Here is a 23,965-nt window from a genome sequence, read left to right on the forward strand (position 1 = left end):
ACATGGCTCAAATTGCAAGATCTGAAAAACAGATCGAAGGAGATACCGTGCTTAGCCTTTAGAAAAACGGCGCCCGTAAACCAGCCAGGTCACCAAGGTGCAGACAATGTAGAAAACCAGAAAGACTTTCATCGCCCCGACCGGCGAACCGGTCATCGCCAGCGATGTGCCGAAGGCTTTAGGAATAAAGAAACCGCCGATCGCGCCAATGGCAGAGATAAAGCCCAGCGCCGCAGCGGTTTCGGTCACCGCCACATGTTGCGCCTGCGCTTCACTGCCACCTTCCGCCAGAATTCTTTTGCGCGTCAGGGTACGGAAAATCACGGCAATCATTTGAAAGGTAGAGCCGCTGCCGAGGCCCGCCGTGAGAAACAGGCCCATAAACACGGCGTAAAAGGCAGTAAAGTTGCCAGTGCCGTAGCCCGGCAGCGTTGAAAACAGCAGCAGCGTGAACAGCGCCATCAGAATAAAGTTCACCAGGGTTACGCGGATGCCGCCGAGCTTGTCAGAGATAATCCCGCCCGCAGAACGCGCCAGCGCGCCAAGAAACGGCCCGAAAAAGGCCAGCTTGAGAATATCGACATTGGGAAACTGCGTTTTCGCCAGCATGCCGAAACCGGCGGAAAAACCGATAAAGGAGCCAAAGGTCGCCAGATAGAGCAAACTCAGCAGCCACATATGGCCGCGCTTCAGTACCGTGAGCTGTTCCCGTAGCGAAGCCTGGGCACCCGCCAGCGTATCCATACAAAACCAGGCGGCCAGCACCGCCATGACCAGCAGCGGCACCCACAGCCAGGCAGCATTGGCTAACCACAAGCGACCGCCGTCCGCCTGTTCGATGCCCTGCACGCCGAGGAAAGTAAAAATAGGTAACGAGATCACCACCGGCGTTAACAGCTGCATGACGCTGACGCCTAAATTACCCAGCCCGCCATTGATCCCCAGCGCACTGCCCTGACGCGCGCGCGGAAAGAAAAAACTGATATTGCCCATGCTGGAGGCGAAGTTCGCGCCAGCAAAGCCGCACAGCAACGAAATAACAATAAATACGCCATAGGGCGTTGCCGGATTCTGCACGGCAAAACCCAGCCAGACGCAGGGAATAATCAGGATAGCGGTGCTGATGACGGTCCATTGACGTCCGCCAAACAGCGGCACGGCGAAAGAATAAGGCACGCGCAGGATCGCCCCGGAAAGTGAAGGCAGCGCGGTAAGCAGGAACAGCTGATCGGTTGTGAAATGAAAGCCAACTTTATTCAGGTTAACCGCCACGGCGCTGAATAACATCCAGACGCAGAAGGCTAACAGCAAAGCAAAAACAGAGGTCCATAAATTACGCTGCGCAATCTTTTTGCCGGTCTTTTCCCAATAGCGCGGGTTTTCGGCATCCCAGCCGCGCAGCGCGGCATGCGTCGATTTTTCATGTGTAGCCATATTCACGTTCCCTGGTCAGAAGCAACGAAAGCGGACTAAAGCAAAGCGACAAATTCCCGTAAGCGTAGTCAGGTTATTTAGAGTGATCAATAATCAATTCGAAATTATGATTCAGATAACGATCAGGCTGCTAAACAAAATAAAAGCATTAATAAACAAAAAGTTAATTCAATATTTTTCCCTACGTCGCAAAATCGGTTATCTCTTTTTTAGCATGCAATTATGACGGGCGTTTTTCACGTTTTCAGCCAGGGACGGTAATCATTGCTTTGAATAATGAAGAAATTTTACGCAACACGGCAGGATTTAGGGCATCGGCATAGCCTGACGCTCTGCTTGCGCGGTATGAGGTGAAGATGGCCTTGCTGCTGTAATTTAATTGAACAATGTCACACTTTTACCCCATGGCACCCGCTGCAGAACGCAAGGCAGAACGGGATTTCACCCGGCCATAACAGAGTAGCGACAGCATCGCCGAAAGAGAGAGCAGCGCCGCTGGCAGCGCAACGTAGTTGTAAGGTAAACCGGCATCGAGCATCATGCCGCCGCAGAATGCGCCCACGGCGCTGCCGAGGTTAAAGGCAATTTGCCCGCCTGCCGCGCCCAGCATTTCACCGCCTTTGGCATTTTGCAGCAGGAGAATTTGCAGCGGCGCAGAGAGCGCGAATAACCCGGCACAGGTGATAAAGGCCAGACTAAGCGCGGCGCTTTGTTGATAAGCGAAAAACAGCGTTAGCGCCAGGGCAGCGGCAATCGTCAGGTTAGTTATCGCCGCAATACGCAGCGGCGAAAAGCGACCAGATATTTTCCCGCTGACCATATTACCCAGCACCATTCCCAGGCCTGCCAGCATCATAATCAGCGGCATCGTGCTTTCCGAAAAGCCAGAAACGTAAATCATCACCGGTTTGATATAGCTGAACCAGGCAAAAACCCCGGCGTTGCTGCACAGGGTAGCGAGAAAAATCAGCCACGGCGCGGCGGATTTCAGGAAGTGGAACTGTTCGCTGATTTTACCGGGTGCGCGGTCGGAAATATCAGGGATCCAGCAAATAATCGCCGCCATAACGGCAACATTAAACACGGCAATCAGTAAAAACGTTGAGCGCCAGCTGAACTCATGGCTTAAAAACGTTCCCAGCGGAATACCAATCAGGTTAGCCAGCGTCATGCCGGAAACCATGCCCGCCACCGCCGCAGTGACTTTGCCTGGGCTGATAACCCTGGTCAGGATAATCGCGCCGACGCCGAAAAACGCACCGTGCGGAAACCCCGAAACCAGACGGGCAATAACCAGCGTTGTATAAGATGAAGCGAAGCCGAACGCGGCGTTGCCGATAATGCACAGCGCAGCTAAAAATATCATAATGCGCTTCAGCGAAAATTTACTGGAAACCACGGCAATCACTGGCGCGCCGATAACCACGCCAAGCGCATAAAACGAGATCATATGGCCTGCGGAAGAGACCGGAAGATGCCTGTCATGCGCCAGTTCGGTCAAAATGCCCATAATGCCGAATTCGGCCATCCCCAGACCAAACGTTCCCAGCGCCAGTGAAATAATCACCTTATTCATACCGCTAACCCTTTTATCCATTTTCTTTATCATCGCATGGGCGGGTTTAGCGAAGCATTCACGATTCTCGCGATGTTATTAATAATCTTGCTAATCGCTTGCGCCAGGGGGATGTGATGGGGCAGCGCGTATATTGCTTCAATGCCTTTAATCGTGGCGTAGGCCGTTTTATCGCTTAAAATCTCAACGTGGCGCTGAGTTACCTGTAACGGCTCGCCATCGAAAGGTTACCGACTCGCATTTACCTTGTTGTTGCCAAACTCTCTGGCGATAAATTCCTGTATTTTTATGGCAAAAATAGCGTGAACCTCTTGGGTTGGGTGAACGCTATCATTAAAAAAATAATGTGGCGCAATATTTAATGCATCTTTACCGCCAATATATCCTTGATGAAAAGGCTCGTCAGTGTTATAGCCGATGCAACTTGCGATAACGAGTGATGACGCAAGCACCTCATTAAGATCAAAAAATTTTACCTTCGCTCCATCCTGGCCATCAATTTTATTAATTTCCTCAGATAACATTTTATTGTGAGATCTTGTTAAATTTTTTAATTTATCTCTGGATTCTTGCGTTTCATTTTCAGCGAAGGGGGTTTGTGAAAAGTCCGGCACGCCCATGACTATGATATTCCTGGCCCCTTTTTCAATCATCTTTTTTATGTTTTTTATCTGGTCGCTTACAACCTTATCAACATTCTTTTTATTAAAGGTTATATAATCATTTGAGCCAATAGAGGAAAAAACAAGGCTGTCCTTGCTAAATTTAAGTCGGCTAACTTGTTTTTTCATACTGGAGATAAACATAAATACGGGGTTGAATTTACTATAGCTCCCAGCCACCGCACCCCCTTCCGCTCTGGTTTCCACAGTGGCGTTCATATAGGCGGGTGACGATAGAAAATCAACCCAGGTATAACCATTGGTAAATCTACCATCGTAATACTGTGATGAGGAAGGCATCAATCCAGAGGTTTTAGCAAGCATTCTTCCTGTCGAGTCAGACAAACTATCACCAATGACCACGATCTTTTTAAATGGCATCGTCTCCATTTTGGTCGGGACATTTTCTAAAGCAATGAATTCTTTTGACAGATTAAAATGAGCGGGTTTAGCCGTGTTAATAGCGTCGTATGCTATAAAACTACGGGCGGATTTAGCAGTATCATCGGCTTTGGGGTTATGAGCGGGCTGGTGGAATACTGGCCCCTGCTTGAATTGTATATTCATACTATTACTCGCTGATTAGTTGATATAAAAAAAAGGAAAATCTCACTTAATATTGGGTGAGCGCAAGGCCTCGTCTGTTTCTGGTGATAAGCGTTTTCGCTGCCTGTATAATTCCAGGCTGTAAGGCAATAACTGAAAGCGTTTATTCTGTCTTTATTGACTCCCCTGTTGTTTGCCTGACACGTTCAGGTGATTGCCAATATAGTGCGATATTGACCAGGGTATAATTTGATGCCGTATTAAGGCGCGAGGCATAAAATAAGCTTTCCATATTTACAGCGATAAATGCTATCAAAAACCGCTCTGACGCCCGAATTCAGAGATAAAAAAAAGCGCCCTTACAGGCGCTTTTTAATTTATGGCGAAAGCTTATTTCAGGCGGAACGCCACTACGCTATCGCCCTGTTTGGTGCCCAGCGAACCGTGGCCGCCTGCGGCAATCACCACGTACTGTTTGCCATCGTTGCCCTGCCAGGTTGATGGCGTGGCCTGCGCGCCAGCGCTCAGTTCGGTCTGCCACAGCAGCTCGCCGGTGTTGATGTCATAGGCGCGGAAGAAGTTATCCGCCGTCGCGCCGTGGAACACCACGTCACCCGCCGTCACCAGCGGACCACCGTGCGCCACCATTCCCATCGGGAAACCGATCGGGAAACGGCCCGGCAGGAAGCTGGTGTTCAGGTTTTTCGTGGTGCCTACGCGGCGCAGCCATTCGGTTTTACCGGTTTTCAGATCCACGCCAACCATACGTCCCCACGGCGGTGCGATACAGGGAATGCCGAGGTCAGAAGAGAGCTGCTGAATATGGATGGCATAGTCGCCGTGGAAGTTTTCATTCCAGTAAGGCTGTCCATCTGCGGTAAACATACGCTTAGTCGCGGTCTCCGGCGTACGCTTGATCAAGGTATATTTATAAGCCAGACGCACCGGTGAGGCGATCAGAATCTGCCGCTGCGGATCCACCGCGACGGAGCCCCAGTTAAAGACGCCGATATTGCCCGGGAAAACAATGGAACCCTGCTCGGTGGACGGCGTCCAGGGATTGCCGTCATAGCGCAGCGATTTGAAATCGATACGGCAGGCCATCTGATCGAACGGCGTAATGCCCCACATCGATTTTTCACTCAGCGGCTCCGGCAGGAAGTTCAGGCTGGAAACCGGCTGGGTGGCGGCAAATTTCTCACCGGCGACGCCATCGGTAGAGACCGGAACCTGCTTAATCGGATAAACCGGTTGACCGGTCAGACGGTTAAGTACGAACAGGTTGCCGGTTTTGGTCGGCAGGATCACCACCGGCTGTTTGCTGCCCTGATAATCGATATCAAGCAGCGACGGCTGAGACGGGTTATCGCGATCCCACAAATCGTGGTTAGAGCTCTGGAAGCGCCATTTAAAGGCACCGGTTTTCAGATCCAGCGCGACCAGCGCATCACGGAACTTCTCGGTGTTGCTGTTAGCATCACGCTCGATACCCAGCTCATCCGGCGAGGCGTTGCCAAACGGCACATAAACCAGTCCGTTATGCAGATCGGCGCTCAGCGTGCCCCAGGCCACCGGGGTATCGTACGGATAGTTCTGATCCGCCGCGATGGGCTGCGTCTGCTGCGGATTAGCCGGATCGAAATTCCATACCAGACGACCGCTCTGCACATCATAGGCGCGAATAACGCCAGACGGGTTGCCGCTGTCGAATCCGTTATCCATCACCGAGCCGCCAACGATAACCAGATTGCCCGCCACCAGCGGCGCGGCGGTCTGCATCAGCGCATGCGGACGGATTTTGCCCATGTTAGCGCTCAGATCGATAATACCGTCCTGGCCGAAATCAGCGCAGCGCTTACCGGTATCCGCATCCAGCGCGATCAGTTTGGCATCGGTGGTAGCGTTAAAGATACGCTTGCGGCAGATGGCCGGAGCGGCATCCTGCGGCTGAGCGGCGCTTGCTTCGTAATAGCTCACGCCACGGCAGGTCTGATGCTGTTGCAGATAAGAGCGATCTTTCTGCGGCACATATTTCCATTTCAGCTTGCCGGTTTCCGGCACCAGCGCATGAATTTCGTTATGCGGGGTACAGACATAGAGCGTGTTATTTGCCTTCAGCGGCGTGGCTTCGAAGGTATATTCTGTCGCATCGTCGCTTTGACGCAGATCGCCGGTGTGATAGGTCCAGGCGACCTCCAGATTATTCACGTTTTGTTTATTAATCTGGTTGAGTGCGGAGAAACGCTGACCGTTAGTATTGCCGCCGTATGCCACCCAGTCATTATGCGCCGCCGGGACGTCGCTGGTCTCACGGGCATTGGTGATGTTGCCTGTCTGCGGCAACGGATCGTAGAACATCAGGCCAATCACTACCGCAACGATAATAATCAGCGTAGAACCCAAGAACGGATGAAATTTGCGGCCGGTCAGCGGGCGTACCACCCACGGCATCGCCAGCCACAGACCCACCAGGCCGAGAATATCGCCACGCGGGATCCACTGCCATTTGTCGAAACCGACCTCATAAATAATCCAGAACAGCGTAATCCACAGCAAAACGGCACAGGCCGTTAAGGCGATTTTTTTATTCATCGCCAGTGTCACTGCGATGATCAGCAGTCCAACGGCCATAATGGCGTAAAATGGGCTTCCCCCCAGCAGTAACAGCCTGCCGCCCATATAAAGCATCGCTACGCCAATCAGGGCGAGAACGATGCCGGTAAGTTTGTTAACCATATTTCCCTCGTAACAATTTACAAAAACTGAAATTAAATTCAAAAAACATTACATCAAATCAACACAATTTTAACTTCGATACACAGTTAATAAAATTACACTAAATTTTATCTGTTAAGTTTTTTTGATGATTCGGTGTCTGAAAGCGGCCCGCAGCTGTAAACGGCAGCGCCAGGCGCAGCATCTGAATTAATTAAGCAGGGAAAATAATAAGACAACCTGCAAAAACGAGGAGAAAATTGCCACGTTATGCTAAAAAAATATTGAACCGTCCGGGGGAAGCATTGATAAAAAAAGGATTTTTCGTCTGATTAACCCCTTATAGATAACCAGAGATGCAAACAGTTAATCAATTCGTGTCACCCGCCGGGCAAATGCCTGTTGTGACAACGTCACAATCTGACGGAAATTCATGGTTTATCTCTGCGCTGTTATCAGGCTGGATTGTCAGGCCATGAACAACGTATGATGACGCTGGTCAGGCAGTGTCTTTACCCTGCTGACCCAGACAGGGATTTCCTGTATCCATCGCACGCAGCGTAATGGTGCTTTGTTAACGCCGTTAAGCTGTTACAGCGCGTAAGGCCGGAAAGAGTGGCGCAAGATCAAAAGTATCTACAATAGGCTGCGCCTTACTGCTTGTTAGGTTTTACTTATTGATTCAATAATGGATACGCATTAGATCTCAATCACATTTTTCGGTAACTTTCACGCTAACCAATATGAAGGAGTAACTGATGTCTATCATTAACACCAAAATCAAACCGTTTAAAAACAGCGCGTTCAAAAACGGTGAGTTCATCGAAGTGACTGAGAAAGATGTTGAAGGTAAATGGAGTGTATTCTTCTTCTACCCGGCTGACTTCACCTTTGTTTGCCCGACTGAACTGGGTGACGTGGCTGACCACTACGCAGAATTCCAGAAAATGGGCGTAGACATCTACTCTGTTTCTACCGATACCCACTTTACCCATAAAGCATGGCACGGTAGCTCTGACACCATCGCAAAAATTCAGTACGCGATGATCGGCGACCCGACCGGCGCGCTGACCCGTAACTTCGACATCATGCGCGAAGATCAGGGTCTGGCTGACCGTGGTACCTTCATCGTTGACCCGGAAGGCATCATCCAGGCAGTAGAAATCACCGCTGAAGGCATTGGCCGTGACGCCTCTGACCTGCTGCGTAAAGTGAAGGCTGCTCAGTACGTTGCCAGCCACCCGGGTGAAGTGTGCCCGGCAAAATGGAAAGAAGGCGAAGCGACGCTGGCTCCTTCTCTCGACCTGGTTGGCAAAATCTAACAACCAGCTGCTGTTTGTTCTTTTCATCGGGTGCTGCGGCACCCGATTTTTTGCCTGGAGACCCTTATGCTCGACACAACGATGAAAAACCAACTCAAGGCCTATCTTGAGAAATTAACTAAGCCTGTTGAGTTAATCGCTACGCTGGACGACGGCGCGAAATCCGCTGAAATCAAAGAACTGCTGACGGAAATTGCTGAGCTGTCGGAGAAAGTGACGTTCCGTGAAGATAATACGCTGGCGGCGCGTAAACCTTCTTTCCTGATTACTAACCCAGGCAGCACTACCGGCCCGCGTTTTGCTGGTTCGCCGCTGGGTCACGAATTTACTTCGCTGGTGCTGGCTCTGCTGCAGACCGGCGGACATCCGTCAAAAGAGACACAGTCGCTGCTGGAGCAAATCCGCCAGCTGGATAGCGACCTGCATTTTGAAACCTATTATTCGCTCTCCTGCCATAACTGTCCGGACGTGGTGCAGGCGCTGAACCTGATGGCGATTTTGAACCCGCGCATCAGCCACACCGCGGTTGATGGCGGCGTGTTCCAGAACGAGATTCAGGATCGCAACGTCATGGGCGTGCCTGCGGTATTCCTGAACGGCAAAGAGTTTGGTCAGGGACGCATGAGCCTGGCGGAAATCGTCAGCAAAGTCGACGTTAATGCCGATAAACGCGCGGCGGAAGAGCTGAATAAGCGTGACGCTTATGATGTGCTGATTGTCGGCAGCGGCCCGGCGGGCGCAGCAGCGGCGATCTACTCGGCGCGTAAAGGCATCCGCACCGGCCTGATGGGCGAACGCTTTGGCGGCCAGGTACTGGATACGGTTGATATTGAAAACTATATCTCCGTACCGAAAACCGAAGGCGCGAAGCTGGCGGGCGCGCTGAAAGCGCACGTTGACGACTATGCTATTGACGTAATCGATAGCCAGAGCGCCACCAAACTGACGCCAGCAAGCGCTGAAGGCGGCCTGCACACCATTACCACCGCGTCTGGCGCCGAGCTGAAAACCCGTAGCCTGATCATTGCCACCGGCGCACGCTGGCGTAGCATGAACGTGCCGGGCGAAGATCAATACCGTACGCGCGGCGTGGCCTACTGCCCGCACTGCGACGGCCCGCTCTATAAAGGCAAGCGTGTGGCCGTGGTTGGCGGCGGTAACTCCGGCGTGGAAGCGGCAATCGATCTGGCAGGTATTGTTGAACACGTCACGCTGCTGGAATTCGCGCCGGCGATGAAGGCGGATGCGGTGCTGCAGGAAAAAGTACGCAGCCTGGAGAACGTGACCATCATCCTGAATGCGCAGACGCTGGAAGTGAAAGGCGATGGCAGCAAGGTTACCGGCCTGCTGTATAAAGACCGCGTAAGCGAAACAGAACATGAAGTGGCGCTGGCGGGTATTTTTGTTCAGATTGGTCTGCTGCCGAACACCAGCTGGCTGGAAGGCGCCGTTGAGCGCAACCAGATGGGCGAAGTTCTGATCGACGCGAAATGCGAAACCAGCGTTAAAGGCGTTTTTGCCGCTGGCGACTGCACCACCGTGCCGTACAAACAGATCATTATCGCCAGCGGTGAAGGCGCAAAAGCCTCACTGAGCGCGTTTGATTATCTGATTCGTACTCAGCCGGTCGGCTAAGGCTAACCTGCGAAAAGCATAGCGGCATCCTGTGATGCCGCTTTTTTTTGCCTGTGGTTCAGCGGTCAAGAAAGCGCTGCGGATGATCGGCCCTGACCGCGTGGACCTGGTCATAGCGGCCAAAAAGCCGATAGCGGTTACGAGCGATAAGATCGTAGCAACGGTTGCTCAGCGCCGCAGGCAGCAAGCGCAACAACGTCAGCGCACGCCACGGCCAGGGCAGCCCGGCCATCACGCGAAAAATCGCCTCCGCCCGTAGCCAGACCTGACCCCGCCGAATCAGCACGATGGTGCTGATATTTTCGGTCGACAGCCCTGCCCAACGCAGCAGCGCTTTGCCCTCTTCGCTTTGCACCGCCGCCAGCCGCACGGTGCGATATTTATCATAGCGCAGCAGGAAATTAACCCAGCCGTTGCATAACTTGCAGGTGCCGTCATACAGCACCACCTGCTCGTCGAAGGCTATCAGCGGCGGCGCGGCGCGATCAGTCATTACGGATGCCGGGATCCTCGTCGCTGGTCGGCACCGGATCTTCTTCTTCCGTGCCGCTCGCCAGCTCATGCAGGCTAATCAGCTGCACAGGCGCATCCTCCAGCCGATCCAGCCAGCGCTCGCTGACGTCCGGCAGGCTGGTAAACTGCCCATCGAGAAACAGAAAATCGAGCTGCTCGCCCAAATCTTCCAGCAACTCTTCCGGCGCGCTGTAGTTTTCGCCATGCAGATCGCTGCCATCAAGTTGATACCCGATCAGCCCGTCATGTACGTTCGCCTGGCCCAGTTCAATAATATGACCATCGATATTCTGCGCCAGCAGCGTGCCGTCGCAGTAGAAAAGGTTATAGGGCATTAAGTCCTGGTTACGATTATCGGGCATAGTTCCTCCTGTATGGCATTCAGGTTGATAAGTATAGCCAGGCTCAGCAAGGACGCTTTATTGCGCCTGATCCAGTCGCGCCATCGCCGCGATAAACTCCTCTTCGCTTATGCCATACAGCGAATGTTTTACGCCGAGGCGAAATTCGTCCTGCAGCAGCTGATACAGGGCGCGCAGATCATCCAGCGTGCGCCGTTCCGGCTGGGTGCCGTAACGGCTAAAGCGGCGGTTTTCCAGCGCCAGCTGGCCGCCGTCCGGCAGATAACGCGCAGCCAGCAGATGATGACGAAAATGTGAATGGGGCCAGGTAGAGACAAAATGGTTGGCCATCAGATAATCAGAAGGAAACTGCGTGACCAGGTCAAAGCGATAAAGCGGCAGCCACTCTGCGTGGTGGCGCTGGCATAATAGCCACTCTTCGCCCAGCGACTGCAGCTGATAGTCGCCGTGCGGCGTGCTCTGCACCTGGTCGGCCAGCAGGCGAATCGGCGCGCTGAGCGTCGGGCCGCCAAAACCGACATCCGCAATCCAGAACGTTTCTTCCAGCTGCACCAGCAACAGCATGTGGGTGCGCGGCGGCACCGAGGGCGGCTGGGCGATCACCACTCTGGCGGCCAGCCCACGCGCATCAAAGCCCATCTGTTGCAGCGCCAGCAGGAACAACGCATTTTGCTCGTAGCAATAGCCGCCGCGGCGCGCCACCACCAGCTTCTCCTGAATCGCTTCGGTTTCAAGGTGAACGGGACGATCGAGCAGCACATCAAGGTTTTCAAACGGAATAGCGCAGACATGCGCCTGGTGCAGTTCGGCAAGCGTTGTCAGCGTAGGGCGCGTCGCGCCGGTGAAACCGATACGCGCCAGATAAGCGTGAAGATCAAACGGCATAAATTCTTCCTGGTGAAAATAATGCTTATCTTATAGCTAATTTCTGGCGCGGGGTTTGATACCAGGTGCGCGAAGGCATCCATTCATTTTATTTGATTAATCCCACGCTACTCTTCAACAACTGACGCGCCCGCCAACAGCTAATGACCAGTTCATCATCGTCCGCGCTATCGGCGAGACCGCCTAAACGCGAACAGAGCGCATCGTAACTGAGTGCCCGCCTTTCCTGTGCTAACGCTACGACAGCCCGGCCTACCAACGCCAAAAACTCTGAGTCATGTTCAACATCTTCAGATAACCAGGACAATTTCTTTCCTCCTTCGGTTAAAAAAACACCCCTTAACTATGAACGCTCAAAAAATTTGGGTAACCCTGTAATCGATTTCTGAGATTTATCTCACAGGAAAAAGCGTTAAGGCGCAGCCGCTGCTGGGCGAAACGCGCGGAAAAAACTATAACAATTTAATAACCTGGCTAACGTTGACCCAAAAGAGGTAAAAATGAAAATAATCCGCTCTGCGCCCCTGCTTTTTGCTTTAGGCTGCCCCGTTTTTGCAGCAGATACCCTGCCCGCTCCGCCGCCGCAGGATCTACCGGTCAGCGCCTGGCAAACCCGTGTGAATGCGGACCGCAGCATCAGCTGGCGTCTGTATGCGCCGCAGGCCAAAGCGGTGTCGGTGGTGACCGGCGCGACGCCGGATGTCTATGTGAGCCATCCGATGCAGCGCGATGGTCGCGGCATCTGGTCATGGACCAGCGCGCCGCTGGAGCCGGATCTCTATGAATACTTTTTCAACGTTGACGGCCTGCGCACTATCGATCCTTCTGGCGCGATGCCCAAACCGCAGCGTCAGGTCAATACCAGTCTGATTCTGGTGCCGGGTTCGGTATTAGATGTGCGTCAGGTGCCGCACGGCGAGCTTCATCTGCTGACGTATCATTCCGGGGCGATCAACACCGAACGCCAGCTTTGGGTCTGGACGCCGCCCGGCATGGAGAAAATGCACGCGCCGCTGCCGGTGGTTTATTTCTGGCACGGTTTTGGCGACAGCGGACTTTCCGCCGTGGTGCAGGGGCGCATGCCGCAAATCATGGATAATTTGCTGGCTGAAAAGAAGATTGTGCCGATGCTGGTGGTGATGCCGGATACGGAAATCGATGCGCCGGGCGTAATCCCGGAAGAGTATATCCCGGCCGAGCGGCGTAAGGTGTTTTACCCACGCAATGCTGACCTGCTCGATCGCGAGCTGGTGCAGGATATTATGCCGTTGATTGCACAGCGCTATCACGTGCGTCAGGATGCCGATGGCCGTGCGCTGGCGGGATTGTCACAGGGCGGCTATCAGGTACTGGTCAGCGGGATGCGTCATCTGGATCAATTTAGCTGGCTGGGCAGCTTTAGCGGTGTCACTACGGAAACAGTGCCCGACCCGGCAGTCAGCGCGCAGCTGGCGCAACCGCAACAGGTGAATCAGCAGCTCAAGAACTTTACTCTGGCGATTGGCGAGCGGGATCGGATTACCGGCGCGGATATTGCCGGTTTGAAAAAACAGCTTGAGCAACAGGGCATCCGGTTTGATTACGATGCCTATCCGCAACGGGGCCACGAAATGGCCGTCTGGCGTCCAGCATGGATTAAATTCGTGCAGAAACTGTTTCGCTAAACCGCCTGCGGCAGACGTTTCACCAGCGTCAGGACATTCTCCTGACGCCCCTGCTGATAATGCACTTCATCCACGCAATCATACAGCAGCCGCAGGCCGCGCCCGCTTTCCGCCAGCATTGCGCTTGCTGAACTCTCCGCCACCGGCACCTGCGCCGCCGCCAGCTGTTCGGCCGGAATCGGCTCGCCGCCATCTTTTAGAGAGGCGTACACTTCATCGCCCTGCAGGCTAAAGGTGACGCCGTAACTTTTACCGAGATTCTGCTCATAGCCATGAAGAATGATATTGGTTGCCGCTTCGCACAGCGCCAGATCCAGCATAAAAATCCAGTTTTCCGGCAGCGCCAACGGCGCTAAATAGTGGCGCAGCTGCTCGCCCAGCAGCGGTAGGCTGTTTAATCGTGCCGGTAAGGTGAGCGTGAGCGGTGATATCTCTTCCATGGTTAGGTTCTCCCCTGCATCGCCGTTAACGCGTCATTTTCCGTGCCGTACAGCGTAAAAACGCGATCCATGCGGGTGAGTTTAAACATGGTCTGAATATTCGGGTTAAGGTCGCAAAGCGCCATTTCGCCTTTGCCGTTAATCGCTTTCAACAGCGAAATCAGCGAACCCAGACAGCTGCTGTCGATGAAATCCACGCGCGAAAAATCAAACAGCAGCCGCGTTTGCCCCGCGTCAATATGCTTCATCACCGCTTCACGAAAGGAGCGGGCGACCGACGCATCCAGCCTGCGCGTGACCGGCGTCAAAACCGTAATATCTTCATGCTGCGCTGTTTCCAGGTTCATCATTTTTCTCCTGACAGGGTAAGTGTTCGATAACAAAGAGTGAAATATCATCCATCGCCGTCACCGCCGCGCTTCCCTGCTGGGTTTGCCATGCGGCCAGCGCATGACTGACGTGCGGAAACAGCCCGGGCAGCGGCATTTGTGCGGTTTCATTAAGTAGCGCTTCCAGCCGCTGCTGACCAAACAGCTGATGCTGCGGGTTCTCACACTCGGTTATGCCGTCACTGTAAAGGCAAAGGCGGTCACCGGGTTCCAGGGTAAACGCTTGTTCATCCCAGCTTAATCCTTCCATCAGCCCAACCGGCATTCCGCCCTCGCCAACGGCAACGGCTTCGCCACCGGCGCGCACCAGCAGCGGCGTGGGATGCCCGGCCTGGCACAGCCGCCCTTCACCGCTGGTAATATCCAGGATGCCGTAAACCATGGTGAAATAGCTCAGCACCTCTTCCGTCTCGGCGCAAAAGCGCTGGTTAAGAATACGCACCACCTCATTCGGCGCCGTGGGCTGGCCCGCCTCGAACAGAAACGGCTCGACCGTGCGGCCATGTAAAAACTGACGCGCCACCGCCAGCGAAACCATCGCCGCGCTGACGCCGTGTCCGGCGACATCCACGCAGTAAAAGCCGACGAACCGATCGTTCAACGGGAAAAAATGGAAAATGTCGCCGGAGACATAGGCGGAGGGAATAAACAGCCAGTCGGCGCGATAAGGCCCGTAGCGCAAATTATGCGGCGGCAGAATCGACTGCTGGAGATGGGCCGCCGCCTGCAAATCGACTTCAATTTGTTTCAAGGCTTCGCTCAGCCGCGCGTTGCGTGCCGCCAGCGTCAGCTCCAAATCAAGAATGCGCTGCCCGGCATGCAGACGCGCCTGTAGCTCAATCTGGTTGGCGGGCTTGCGCAGAAAATCATTGGCGCCCGCTTCAAACCCGGCGCGCAGGTCATCAATGCTTTCGCGCGCGGTGAGCAAAATCAGATAAATATAGCGATCGCTAAACTGCTGGCGCACCTGACGACAGAGCGTCAGGCCATCCATTACCGGCATTTCCCAGTCGGTGATCATCAGGTTAATCGGCCAGCTTTGCAGCGCCTGTAGCGCCTCTTCGCCGTTTTCCGCTTCGTAAACGTTATAGCCCCACTTTTTCAGCAGACCGGCAATCAGTTTGCGGTAGGTGGTGGAGTCATCGACGATCAGGATGGTCTGCTCAGTTAGCATCAGTCGCCCCTTAAAACGGCAAATACCAAATCAGGCTAACGGTGCCTTCGCGAAATTTGGCATTGCCGGAAAAGCGCGTACCGCTGTAGTTAGCATACTGAAGGGAAAAGGTGCCCGGCTTATAGCCTGCATAGCCAAAGCTGTAGCTGAAATCGCCATTCCACGGCTGCTGCTGCTCACGATCGGGAAACCAGAACGCGGTGGCGCGCACGAAAAAGTGCTGTTTAAAGGTGTAGCCGCAGCCGCCAAGAAAGACGTTTTTATTCGATTTCAGGTCATTATCCGCCAGCGAATAGTAGCGCGGCACCCAGGTATAACCCACCTGGCAGACAATCGAATCGCCTTTGTTGATCAGCAGATGCGGTTCAATCGCTTTCGGCAAGGTGAATTTATAGGCAAAGGTCACGCCTCCCTGTTCAAAATAGGTGCGCCGTTTATCGCCCGAGGGAAACAGGTAGTTATCGCCATAGTTGCTGTAGACCAGGCTGAAGGTATTGGCATGCCAGTCGTCATAGCCAAAACTGTAGCGAAAGTTGGTGGTGTATTTTCCCGCATCGCTGATCGGCGCGCGCAGCGTAGCGTTGGCAAACCAGTAGCTATAGGGCGAATATTGCAGGCTGAGGTTCATCAGCTGGTTGATTTTCTTTTTCTGCTGCGCGGTATCAGAGCCGTTGGGAATCGTCAGGCGCTGCTCTTTCAGGCCGCTGCTGACGCTGAGCGCGCCGGAAAACTTATCTTTATTACCGGAAAAAAGGCGTCCCCAGCGGGTGGTAAACACCCCTGGCTGCACCGCTTCTTCGCCCTCGGTTCCGGTGATCTGCGCGCTTTTATTGGTGGTGGGCGTCGCGCCAACGGCGGGCAGCGCCGCAGCGCCAAGCGCTATCAGCAACCCACCTTGCCAGCCTGCCAACCTGCCGTTTCGCATCTGTGCTTCCCCTGTCAGTTAGGAATAAAACTGCCGCCAATCTCTTTCTTCGCCATAAACCACAGCGCGCCCAAAATAGAGAGGTGCACCAGCGTGTTGCGCAGCCAGGCCTGATGCCATAAATCGAAATGCACCAGCTGGCTCACCGCCAGCACGAAATAGACATGAAGAATAAAGGTGTAGAGCGAATGCTGCCCCAGCGGGATTAAAAACCAGCCAAACGCCCGGTTAAGCGGTTGCCAGCAGAAGGTCAGCACCAGATAGACGCTGAGGATCAGGCAAAAGTCATTCAGCACCCGCAGCGGGCCGAGCGCGTTTTTGCCCGCCAGATGATGGTAAAACCAGTTGAAATCCGCGGGTGGAATCACATGCATCAGCAGCGCAGGCGGCATAAAAGGGTTGGTATGATTCTGCGCGATAAACATCATCACCAGCGCATAGCAGACCATCACCACCATCACCGCCCGCCCCGGCCCGGTACGCGCCAGCGACATCAGCTCATCTTTATACCAACCGCAGCACATGCCCAGAATATAGATCAGCTGCCAGGCCAGCAGCGGAAAGGCGAACTCAAACTCCGCCACCGTCAGCCGCAGCGGCCAGAACTGGTAGCTGACGTAGCCGCACAGCGACAGCAGCAGCAAAATGCCGACGCGACCGGCGTTCAGCAGGCTTAAAAACAGCGGGCTGGCTAACAGCAGAAAGACATACAGCCCGAGGATCTGCGTCTGGTGTGGGCCGATTTGCAGGTAAAGAATAATGTTAAACCAGGTCTCTTTGATCTGCGGCGTGGTGGGAAACAGCGCCCAGCGGGTACCGGAATAGCGATCGACAAAGTGAGTCACCTCAAAGGTGTTAAGCCAGGGAAGCTGCGACAGCAGCAGGATCGACAAAATAATAACAATGTTGACCAGGTAAATTTTTCCGGCGCGTCGCCAGAGGCTCCAGCCCAGCGTCAGCATCACCTCTTTTTGCAGACGCTGGCGATTCAGCATCCCCAGCATAAACCCCGCCATGATCACAAAGCCTTCCGCACCGGTGGTCAGGCCAAAACGTTCCCAGGTCAGGATGTTCAGCACCGACATCACCTCGGTGTGGGCGACAATCATCATCACCAGCGCGATACCCCTGAGCATATCGATACGCAGATCCCGCCGCCCAGGCACCGCGTAAGCCCAGCGGGAAAAAGATGATGCAGAGGTGCTCTGGGCCGGGAGCCGGGTCACATCCACCATAATCATTAACCTTCCTGTATGGTTAAATTGCTGGTTTTAAAGTAATACTGATAAATACCGCCTCGTAACAAAGTGTAGATCCGCTGTACTAAAAGAGATAACCAGCGAGCAGATAATTTAATTTTTCTAAATTTAACATTTACTTTTCAATACGTTAATTGAACAAGATTTAAATCAAGACGTAGCGCATCTTGAAACAGTTGGTTACTCAACTACTATTTCAAACAGAAAGAGACCAGTTACACGCTTCGCTTTCATTATTTTTTGTTGATATTCAATTACCAGGGCATAACCAAAACTTACGTATCAGCATGCGTTAGCGGGATGCCAATGGATTTTTATTTCTCGAAGTTTGAACACCGTCGCCCTCCACCGCCGCTGCGTACGCCAAATGCGGTGCGGATTTTATGGCAGGTATTGGCTATTGCCGGGCTGGTGCTTGGCGCAAACTATATTCGCTGGCGCTGGACCGCTTCGCTGAATATGGACGCGCTCTGGTATGCGGTGCCGCTGGCGCTGGCGGAGACGCTGGCGTGGATCGGCACACTGCTGTTCACCATCAACCTGTGGCAAGAGCAAGACCCCGATCCGCAGCTGCCGCCGGATGATATAAACCAGTGTCTGCCGCCGCAGGAGCAAGGCGACGCGCGCCCGGTTAAAGTCGATCTGTTTATCGCGACCTACTCGGAAGATGTGGAGCTGGTACGCCTTTCGATTCGCGATGCGCTGAAGGTCAGCTGCCCGGTAACGATCGATTATCGCATTCACGTGCTGGACGACGGTCGCCGTCCGGCGATGCGCGCCGTCTGTGAAGAGGAAGGCGTTAACTATATTACCCGCGATAACAATATCGGTTACAAAGCGGGGAATTTGCGTAACGGGCTGGAGCAAACTGACGGCGATTTCCTGGTGATTTGCGATGCCGATACGCGCGTCTTCCCCACGCTGCTGACCCACACGCTGGGCTATTTCCGCGATCCCGATGTCGCCTGGGTACAGACGCCACAGTGGTTTTTTGATCTGCCGGAAGGCGAGCGCCTGCCGGATAAGCTGCGGCGGCACGGCGGAACGATCGGCTACGGCGCGGGTCGCCTGCTGGAGTGCGTTACCGGCCCGCTGACGCTGGGGAGCGACCCTTTCTTTAACGATCCGCGCATGTTTTATGATGTGATCCTGCGCCGCCGCAACTGGGCCAACGCCGCTTTCTGCTGCGGGGCGGCATCGATTCACCGTCGTGAAGCGATTATGCAGGCGGCGCTGCGCGCTTACGTTTTCAGCATCGAGCAGGAGATCGGTCGTTTTACCCGTGATATTCATGACGAAGAGACGCGTAATGCCTTAAGCATGGCGATGCGACCGCATGTGATTGCCGACACCGAACTGACGCCCTATAAATTTCACGTCTCAGAAGATATCTATACCTCGATTGTGCTGCATGGCGACAGCGAACGGCGCTGGCGCTCGGTGATGCATCCTGGCATTGAATCGAAAATGCTTTCGCCGCAGGATCTGCTGACCTGGATGATCCAGCGCTTTAAATATGCCGCAGGCTCTATCGATATTCTGTTCCATGACCAAATCTTCAGCCGCAAGCGCTTTCGCCTCAGCCTGCCGCAAACGCTGATGTACGCCACGACCTTTTGGTCTTATCTGGCCTGCGTCTGGAACGCCGTGTTTTTGATTTCGCCGCTGATCTACCTGTTTACCGGCATTCCGCCGGTTTCCGCCTATTCCACTCCTTTTTACCTGCATTTTCTGCCTTTCTTTATTGTCTCTGAGCTGGCGTTTATGTTTGGCACCTGGGGGATCTCCGCCTGGGATGGACGCGCCTCCTATTTATCCTTTTTCTCGGTGAATCTGCGCGCGTTAAACACGGTGCTGAAAGGAGAAAAAATCAAGTTTGACGTGACGCCAAAAGAGCGCCAGAGCGGACGCTTTCTCTATCTGGTCAAGCCGCAAATCGCCATTGTGCTGCTGACGATTCTCGGGCTGGTCTGGGGCGGCATTCAGATTGCGCTTGGCAATATTGATGATCCTTCCGGCTATGTCATCAACATTTTCTGGGGCGGCGTCAATATTGCCGCCATGCTGCCAATGATTCTGGCCGCGATTTGGACGCCGCCCGCGCAGGAGAGCGCATCATGACCAGCCTGAAAGCGGGTCTGTTGAACGCCCGCAGCTATCTGACCATTCTTATCGGCTTTTTAATCGGCTTCGCCATTGTGCTGTGGGTTGAACATCAGATGCCGAAACGGGTGGAAACCAGCGAAGGCATTGTGCTGAGCAAAAACTTTCCGCCGCTGCCGCAGGCGCGTGAGCTGACCTTTGACGAGGCGGTCTGGGCGCGCGTCGCCTGGCAATACTTTGTTAACAACACCCAGGTAAACGGCCTGGCGAATGGCGAAGATGGTAAACCCTGGCTCAGCCTGTGGAGCAGCGGCAGCACCCTGCTGGCGATTATTTCCGCCCGTCAGCTAAATATTATCTCCAGTCAGGAATTCGATCAGCGCATCGCCGCCGCGCTCATCACTTTGAGCGAGCTGCCGCTACAGCAGGATCGCCTGCCCGCCAGCCTTTACCACGCCGATTCGCTGGAGCCAGCCAGCAGCGCCAGCGCACCGGCGGTGGATGTTGCCCGCCTGCTGGTGCCGCTACAAATCTTACAGTGGCGCTATCCGCAGCATGCTTTCGCCGTCAGCGAACTGCTGGCGCGCTGGCAGCTTTCCGCGTTGCTGGAAGCGGGCGCGCCGCAGGGAGCCAGCGTGCCGGTAAGCCGCTGGCAGCTACGCGATGACGATCCGCGCAGCAGCTATGGCTATCGCCTGTACGCCGCCATGATGCTGCGCATGATCAATACCGTTTCCGGCCTTGCGGTTACCCAACCACCAGACGGCATTAAAATGGTCGAAATTGACGGCATTTCGGTGCCGGATGAGGGATTGCGTACGCCGTGGGGCAAGCAGCCTTCGTTAATCAGCCTGCCCTATTTGCTGAGCGGCCTGGAGTTGGGCTTTGATGCGCGCAGCGGCGAAATTGCCTGGCGAATTATGCAGATTCAGCAGCAGCGTACCGGCGAATCCACACGCCGTCCGGCGATCAGTACCGATTACGCTGAACAGGCGCCCGATTATGTTAATGCGCTGCCGGGCGCGCAGCCGCTGCCACGCGATGAACAGAACGACAATTTGCCGCAAGAGCCGCTTACCGCCCACCCGCTGCAATCTACCCGCTCCGCCTTTAGCTGGTATGCGCTGTTTCGCAACCGCTGGAGCGAAGAGAAGCGCCAGCTGATGTTGCCGATGCTGGAGCCGGGCCGCGGCTGGAAAGCGGGCTTTAATCCTGATAACAGCATCAATACCCGCATCGATGCGGATACCAATGCCGTGGTGCTGGAGAGCCTGACCTACATTTCCCACGGCCAGTTACTTTGCCTTGCCTGCCTCTGGTCGCCTGCCGCAACGGTATCGGACCCTAACCAAAGAGTGAACGCTGAATGAAACAGGCCATCTATTCCCGACCGCTAACCGCTCATCGCTGGCTGTGCTATCTGCTGGCGGGGCTACTGCTGCTGCCCACGCTGAGCCAGGCGGTCAGCCTGCCAGCGGCGGATTATCCGGTACGCCACGGCGAGCTGACGCCGCGTGAGATGGCCATTGCGAAGCACGCCTGGCAATATTTCGTGGCCAATACGCAGCCCAAAACCGGTCTGGTCAATGCAGTAAACAAATACCCCTCGACCACCATGTGGGACAGCGGCTCCTATCTGGCGGCACTGACCGCCGCGCGCGAGCTGGGAATTATCGACAAGGCGGAATTCGATCGTCGTCTGCTGCAATTTATGGGCACCCTCAACCGGCTTTCGCTGTTTCGCGATCAGGTGCCGAACAAAGCCTATAACACCATTACCGCGCAAAAAGTGGACTACCTGAATAAACCCGGCGAAATCGGGTTTTCCGCTATCGATATTGGCCGCATGCTGCTGTGGCTGAAAATCATTAAAGAGCGCTATCCCGAATATGGCAACAGCATTGATAACGTGGTGCTGGGCTGGGATTTCACCAACGTGGTGGATGACTGCGGCACGCTCTACGGCGCCTATCTTGATCAAAGCAAACAGCCGAAATATGTCCAGGAGGGTCGTCTCGGCTATGAAGAGTATGCCGCTGCGGGCTATCAGCTGTGGGGCTTTTCCACCTGCCAGGGCAGCCGCCCGGAACCTTATGCGCTGGCCGACATTTACTGTGTGCTGGTGCCCTACGATTCACGCGATCCGCGCCTGACCAATCAGCATAACTACGTGGTGACCGAATCTTATCTGCTGCACGGACTGGAGATGGGCTGGGACAAAAGCGACGATCGCAGCAACGGCCCGCGTGATTTCAGCCATCCCTGGATGAAAGACTTTGCCGATCGCGTGTATCAGGCGCAGGAAAACCGTTACATGATCACCGGCACGCTCACGGCGCGCTCGGAGCATCAGCTTGATAAAGCGCCCTACTTTGTTTACGACACCGTTTTCAGCGACGGCTTTAACTGGAATACCATTACCGATCGCGGCAAATATGTGCCGGAAGTGGCGGCGGTCTCGCTAAAAGCGGCGCTGGGCATGTGGGTGCTGTGGGATTCGCCCTATACCGATCGCCTGCTGGACGCCATTGAAAACGCCGATGAGGAAGGCAAAGGCTTTTACGAAGGGCTGTATGAAAACGGCGATGGCCCGATCAAGGAGTTTACCGCCAATAACAACGGCATCATGATGGAAGCGCTGCTGTTTAAAAAAGAAGGCAAGCTGCTGAAGTTCAACACCGATAACCCGCGTAAGCCGGACTACGCGCCATCGCTCTGGGAGCGCCGTCTGGTCGATCTGTTCGAGCCAAACAATACCCGCCGCAACCGGCCGTTCCTTGAAATGACGCCGCCGGTAAAAACCTGGTGCGATCAAAGCGGCACCGCGGTACGCAGCGCGCCTGCCTGCCAATCGTGCAAGTGTCCCAGCTGTAAAAATGACGATGCGCCTGTGAAATTACCGCCGGTGGCTACCTCATGCCTCAAACAGTGATGCGCCGACGCGCGCTGTTTCTGCTGCTGGCGGCGCTGCTGCTGGCGATTGTCGCGCTGGCGCATCACAACGGCGCGGGCTGGCGCTGGCTGGTTCAGGGCGGCTGGCACAGCAGCGCGCGCATGGGCGCGCTGACGCCCGAAGAGCAACGCTGGGCGCAGGTGGCCTGGCGCTACTTCAGCAATAATACCCAGCCGGAAACCGGCCTGATCAACGGCAGCGATCGGCGTCCGCTGGTGAGCGTCTGGCAAATCGGCGATACGCTGGTTGCGCTCACCGCCGCCCGCGAACTGAAGCTGATTGATGAAAGCGAATTCGACCGGCGGCTGACGCGCATTGTCGGCACGCTTAACCGGTTGCCGCTTTCCTCAGCCGGATTGCCTAACCGCCTTTACAACAGCCGCAGCAACACCATGGTGGATTACAGCAATCAGCCGAAAAGCATCGGCTGGTCTGCACAGGATATTGCGCGTTTACTGATGGCGCTGCGCATCGTGGCGGTACGCCATCCCGCCTGGGCGGAATATCTGGAACGCGTGGTGCTGCGCTGGAACTTCTGCCGCATCGTTGATGACCAGGGGCAGCTTTACGCCGGGCTGCTGCAAAACGGCCAGCTGACCGCGCGTCAGGAGGGACGCCTGGGCGACAGCGAATACAGCGCCGCCGGTTTCGGGTTATGGGGATTCGCGAATCAGCTATCGCTGCGACCGCCTGCGCAGCATGTGATCATATACGGCACGGCGCTGGATATCGATGCGCGTGACCCGCGCACCACCTGGACGCCTTCCGCCATTACCACCATGCCCTATGCCCTGAGCGGACTGGAATATGGCTGGGATTTGCCGGGCGCCGGACGCGAAACCGGCAAACTGCTGCGTCAGCGCGCCAGCCTGGTTTACCAGACGCAGGAACAGCGCTGGCGGCGTGAAAACATCCTCACCGCCCGTAGCGACTTTACCCTCGCCGCCGCGCCATGGCACGTCAACGATACGCTCTATGCCAACGGCTACGCCTGGAACACCCTGGGCGACGACGGCAACTACTATCCGCGCCTGGCGCAGGTCTCTACCCGCGCCGTTTTTGGCCTGTGGGCGCTGTGGGATAGCGACTTTACCGATGCGCTGATGCGCATGACGCGCCTGCAATATGATGCGCAGCGCGGCTGGTTTGAAGGCCGCACCGAGGCGACCGGCGACTATAACCGCGCCATTACCCTCTCGACCAACGCGACGGTACTCGAGGCGCTCTGGTACAAAGCCAATATGGGTCCGCTGTTGCCGGCCGGTCAGTTAACCGCAGACAGTTATTTCTCCCGGCGGCTTGCCGATGTTTTCAATCGGCCAGGCCAGTGTTTGCCACCGGAGCGTCACGCCACGGAGCGGCCTGATGTGCCGTAACCGCGCCAGCCGCCCCGGCCATAAGGAGCCGT

At 54.9% G+C, this 23,965-nt stretch carries 19 protein-coding genes; 7 read left to right on the forward strand and 12 right to left on the reverse strand.

What is annotated here, in order from left to right:
* Nucleotides 1-51: 51 nt before the first annotated feature.
* From narU to J2X14_RS04195, 4 genes are all read right to left on the reverse strand, one after another.
* On the reverse strand, nt 52-1,434 hold the full coding sequence (gene narU / locus J2X14_RS04180; protein WP_352409927.1) for a nitrate/nitrite transporter NarU: 1,383 nt from the start codon (nt 1,432-1,434) through the stop codon (nt 52-54).
* A gap of 397 nt (nt 1,435-1,831) precedes the next feature.
* On the reverse strand, nt 1,832-3,010 hold the full coding sequence (gene araJ / locus J2X14_RS04185) for an MFS transporter AraJ (protein WP_352409928.1): 1,179 nt from the start codon (nt 3,008-3,010) through the stop codon (nt 1,832-1,834).
* A 227-nt stretch (nt 3,011-3,237) separates the two neighbouring features.
* Nucleotides 3,238-4,239, reverse strand: coding sequence for an SGNH/GDSL hydrolase family protein (locus tag J2X14_RS04190; RefSeq protein ID WP_352409929.1), 1,002 nt, complete (start codon nt 4,237-4,239; stop codon nt 3,238-3,240).
* A 369-nt stretch (nt 4,240-4,608) separates the two neighbouring features.
* Nucleotides 4,609-6,954, reverse strand: a complete 2,346-nt coding sequence (locus tag J2X14_RS04195) for a membrane-bound PQQ-dependent dehydrogenase, glucose/quinate/shikimate family (RefSeq protein ID WP_352409930.1) — start codon at nt 6,952-6,954, stop codon at nt 4,609-4,611.
* A gap of 737 nt (nt 6,955-7,691) precedes the next feature.
* Between J2X14_RS04195 and ahpC the strand changes: the two genes are divergently transcribed.
* Nucleotides 7,692-8,255, forward strand: coding sequence for an alkyl hydroperoxide reductase subunit C (gene ahpC / locus J2X14_RS04200; RefSeq protein ID WP_352409931.1), 564 nt, complete (start codon nt 7,692-7,694; stop codon nt 8,253-8,255).
* 66 nt (nt 8,256-8,321) lie between these two features.
* Complete coding sequence (ahpF, locus tag J2X14_RS04205; protein WP_352409932.1) at nt 8,322-9,890, forward strand: alkyl hydroperoxide reductase subunit F; 1,569 nt, start codon at nt 8,322-8,324, stop codon at nt 9,888-9,890.
* Between the two features lie 58 nt (nt 9,891-9,948).
* Here the strand turns inward: ahpF and J2X14_RS04210 are convergent, their stop codons facing one another.
* Genes J2X14_RS04210 through J2X14_RS04220 form a run of 3 tightly spaced genes read right to left on the reverse strand, consistent with a single transcriptional unit; the run spans nt 9,949 to nt 11,650 of the window.
* Nucleotides 9,949-10,383 carry a thiol-disulfide oxidoreductase DCC family protein gene (locus tag J2X14_RS04210; RefSeq protein ID WP_352409933.1) on the reverse strand — a complete coding sequence of 145 codons (435 nt, stop codon included), beginning with the start codon at nt 10,381-10,383 and terminating at the stop codon, nt 9,949-9,951.
* A complete protein-coding gene (locus J2X14_RS04215) occupies nt 10,376-10,765 on the reverse strand; it encodes a hypothetical protein (protein ID WP_352409934.1) in 390 nt (129 codons plus the stop codon). The genes J2X14_RS04210 and J2X14_RS04215 overlap by 8 nt, the downstream gene beginning before the upstream one ends.
* Nucleotides 10,766-10,822: 57 nt before the next feature.
* Nucleotides 10,823-11,650 carry an arylamine N-acetyltransferase family protein gene (locus J2X14_RS04220; protein ID WP_352409935.1) on the reverse strand — a complete coding sequence of 276 codons (828 nt, stop codon included), beginning with the start codon at nt 11,648-11,650 and terminating at the stop codon, nt 10,823-10,825.
* Nucleotides 11,651-12,150: 500 nt separating this feature from the next.
* Between J2X14_RS04220 and J2X14_RS04225 the strand changes: the two genes are divergently transcribed.
* Nucleotides 12,151-13,314 carry an alpha/beta hydrolase-fold protein gene (locus J2X14_RS04225; RefSeq protein WP_352409936.1) on the forward strand — a complete coding sequence of 388 codons (1,164 nt, stop codon included), beginning with the start codon at nt 12,151-12,153 and terminating at the stop codon, nt 13,312-13,314.
* Here the strand turns inward: J2X14_RS04225 and J2X14_RS04230 are convergent.
* The 5 genes from J2X14_RS04230 to opgC are packed head-to-tail and all read right to left on the reverse strand — an operon-like array spanning nt 13,311 to nt 17,477.
* Nucleotides 13,311-13,754, reverse strand: coding sequence for an ATP-binding protein (locus J2X14_RS04230; protein WP_352409937.1), 444 nt, complete (start codon nt 13,752-13,754; stop codon nt 13,311-13,313). The genes J2X14_RS04225 and J2X14_RS04230 overlap by 4 nt on opposite strands.
* A 2-nt stretch (nt 13,755-13,756) precedes the next feature.
* Nucleotides 13,757-14,101, reverse strand: coding sequence for an STAS domain-containing protein (locus J2X14_RS04235; protein ID WP_352410144.1), 345 nt, complete (start codon nt 14,099-14,101; stop codon nt 13,757-13,759).
* Nucleotides 14,076-15,317: a SpoIIE family protein phosphatase gene (locus J2X14_RS04240; protein WP_352409938.1), complete on the reverse strand. Its 1,242-nt coding sequence runs from the start codon at nt 15,315-15,317 to the stop codon at nt 14,076-14,078. The genes J2X14_RS04235 and J2X14_RS04240 overlap by 26 nt, the downstream gene beginning before the upstream one ends.
* 10 nt (nt 15,318-15,327) lie before the next feature.
* Nucleotides 15,328-16,242, reverse strand: a complete 915-nt coding sequence (locus J2X14_RS04245) for a hypothetical protein (RefSeq protein WP_352409939.1) — start codon at nt 16,240-16,242, stop codon at nt 15,328-15,330.
* 14 nt (nt 16,243-16,256) lie between these two features.
* Nucleotides 16,257-17,477 (reverse strand): OpgC domain-containing protein, encoded by a 1,221-nt coding sequence (opgC, locus tag J2X14_RS04250; protein ID WP_502889965.1) that lies wholly within the window; start codon nt 17,475-17,477, stop codon nt 16,257-16,259.
* Between the two features lie 330 nt (nt 17,478-17,807).
* Between opgC and J2X14_RS04255 the strand changes: the two genes are divergently transcribed.
* From J2X14_RS04255 to J2X14_RS04270, 4 genes are read left to right on the forward strand one after another with little or no spacing between them, the layout of a single operon-like run.
* The gene (locus tag J2X14_RS04255; RefSeq protein ID WP_352409941.1) at nt 17,808-19,622 is read left to right on the forward strand and encodes a glycosyltransferase family 2 protein; all 1,815 of its coding nucleotides are present in this window, start codon (nt 17,808-17,810) and stop codon (nt 19,620-19,622) included.
* The gene (locus J2X14_RS04260; protein WP_352409942.1) at nt 19,619-20,974 is read left to right on the forward strand and encodes a DUF3131 domain-containing protein; all 1,356 of its coding nucleotides are present in this window, start codon (nt 19,619-19,621) and stop codon (nt 20,972-20,974) included. Before J2X14_RS04255 ends, J2X14_RS04260 begins: the two co-directional genes overlap by 4 nt.
* Nucleotides 20,971-22,536, forward strand: a complete 1,566-nt coding sequence (locus J2X14_RS04265) for a DUF3131 domain-containing protein (protein WP_352409943.1) — start codon at nt 20,971-20,973, stop codon at nt 22,534-22,536. The genes J2X14_RS04260 and J2X14_RS04265 overlap by 4 nt, the downstream gene beginning before the upstream one ends.
* Nucleotides 22,533-23,933 (forward strand): DUF3131 domain-containing protein, encoded by a 1,401-nt coding sequence (locus J2X14_RS04270; RefSeq protein ID WP_502889966.1) that lies wholly within the window; start codon nt 22,533-22,535, stop codon nt 23,931-23,933. The genes J2X14_RS04265 and J2X14_RS04270 overlap by 4 nt, the downstream gene beginning before the upstream one ends.
* The last annotated feature ends 32 nt before the right edge of the window (nt 23,934-23,965 follow it).

The organism is Mixta sp. BE291, assembly GCF_031457955.1.
In the GTDB taxonomy this organism is placed as follows: domain Bacteria; phylum Pseudomonadota; class Gammaproteobacteria; order Enterobacterales; family Enterobacteriaceae; genus Mixta.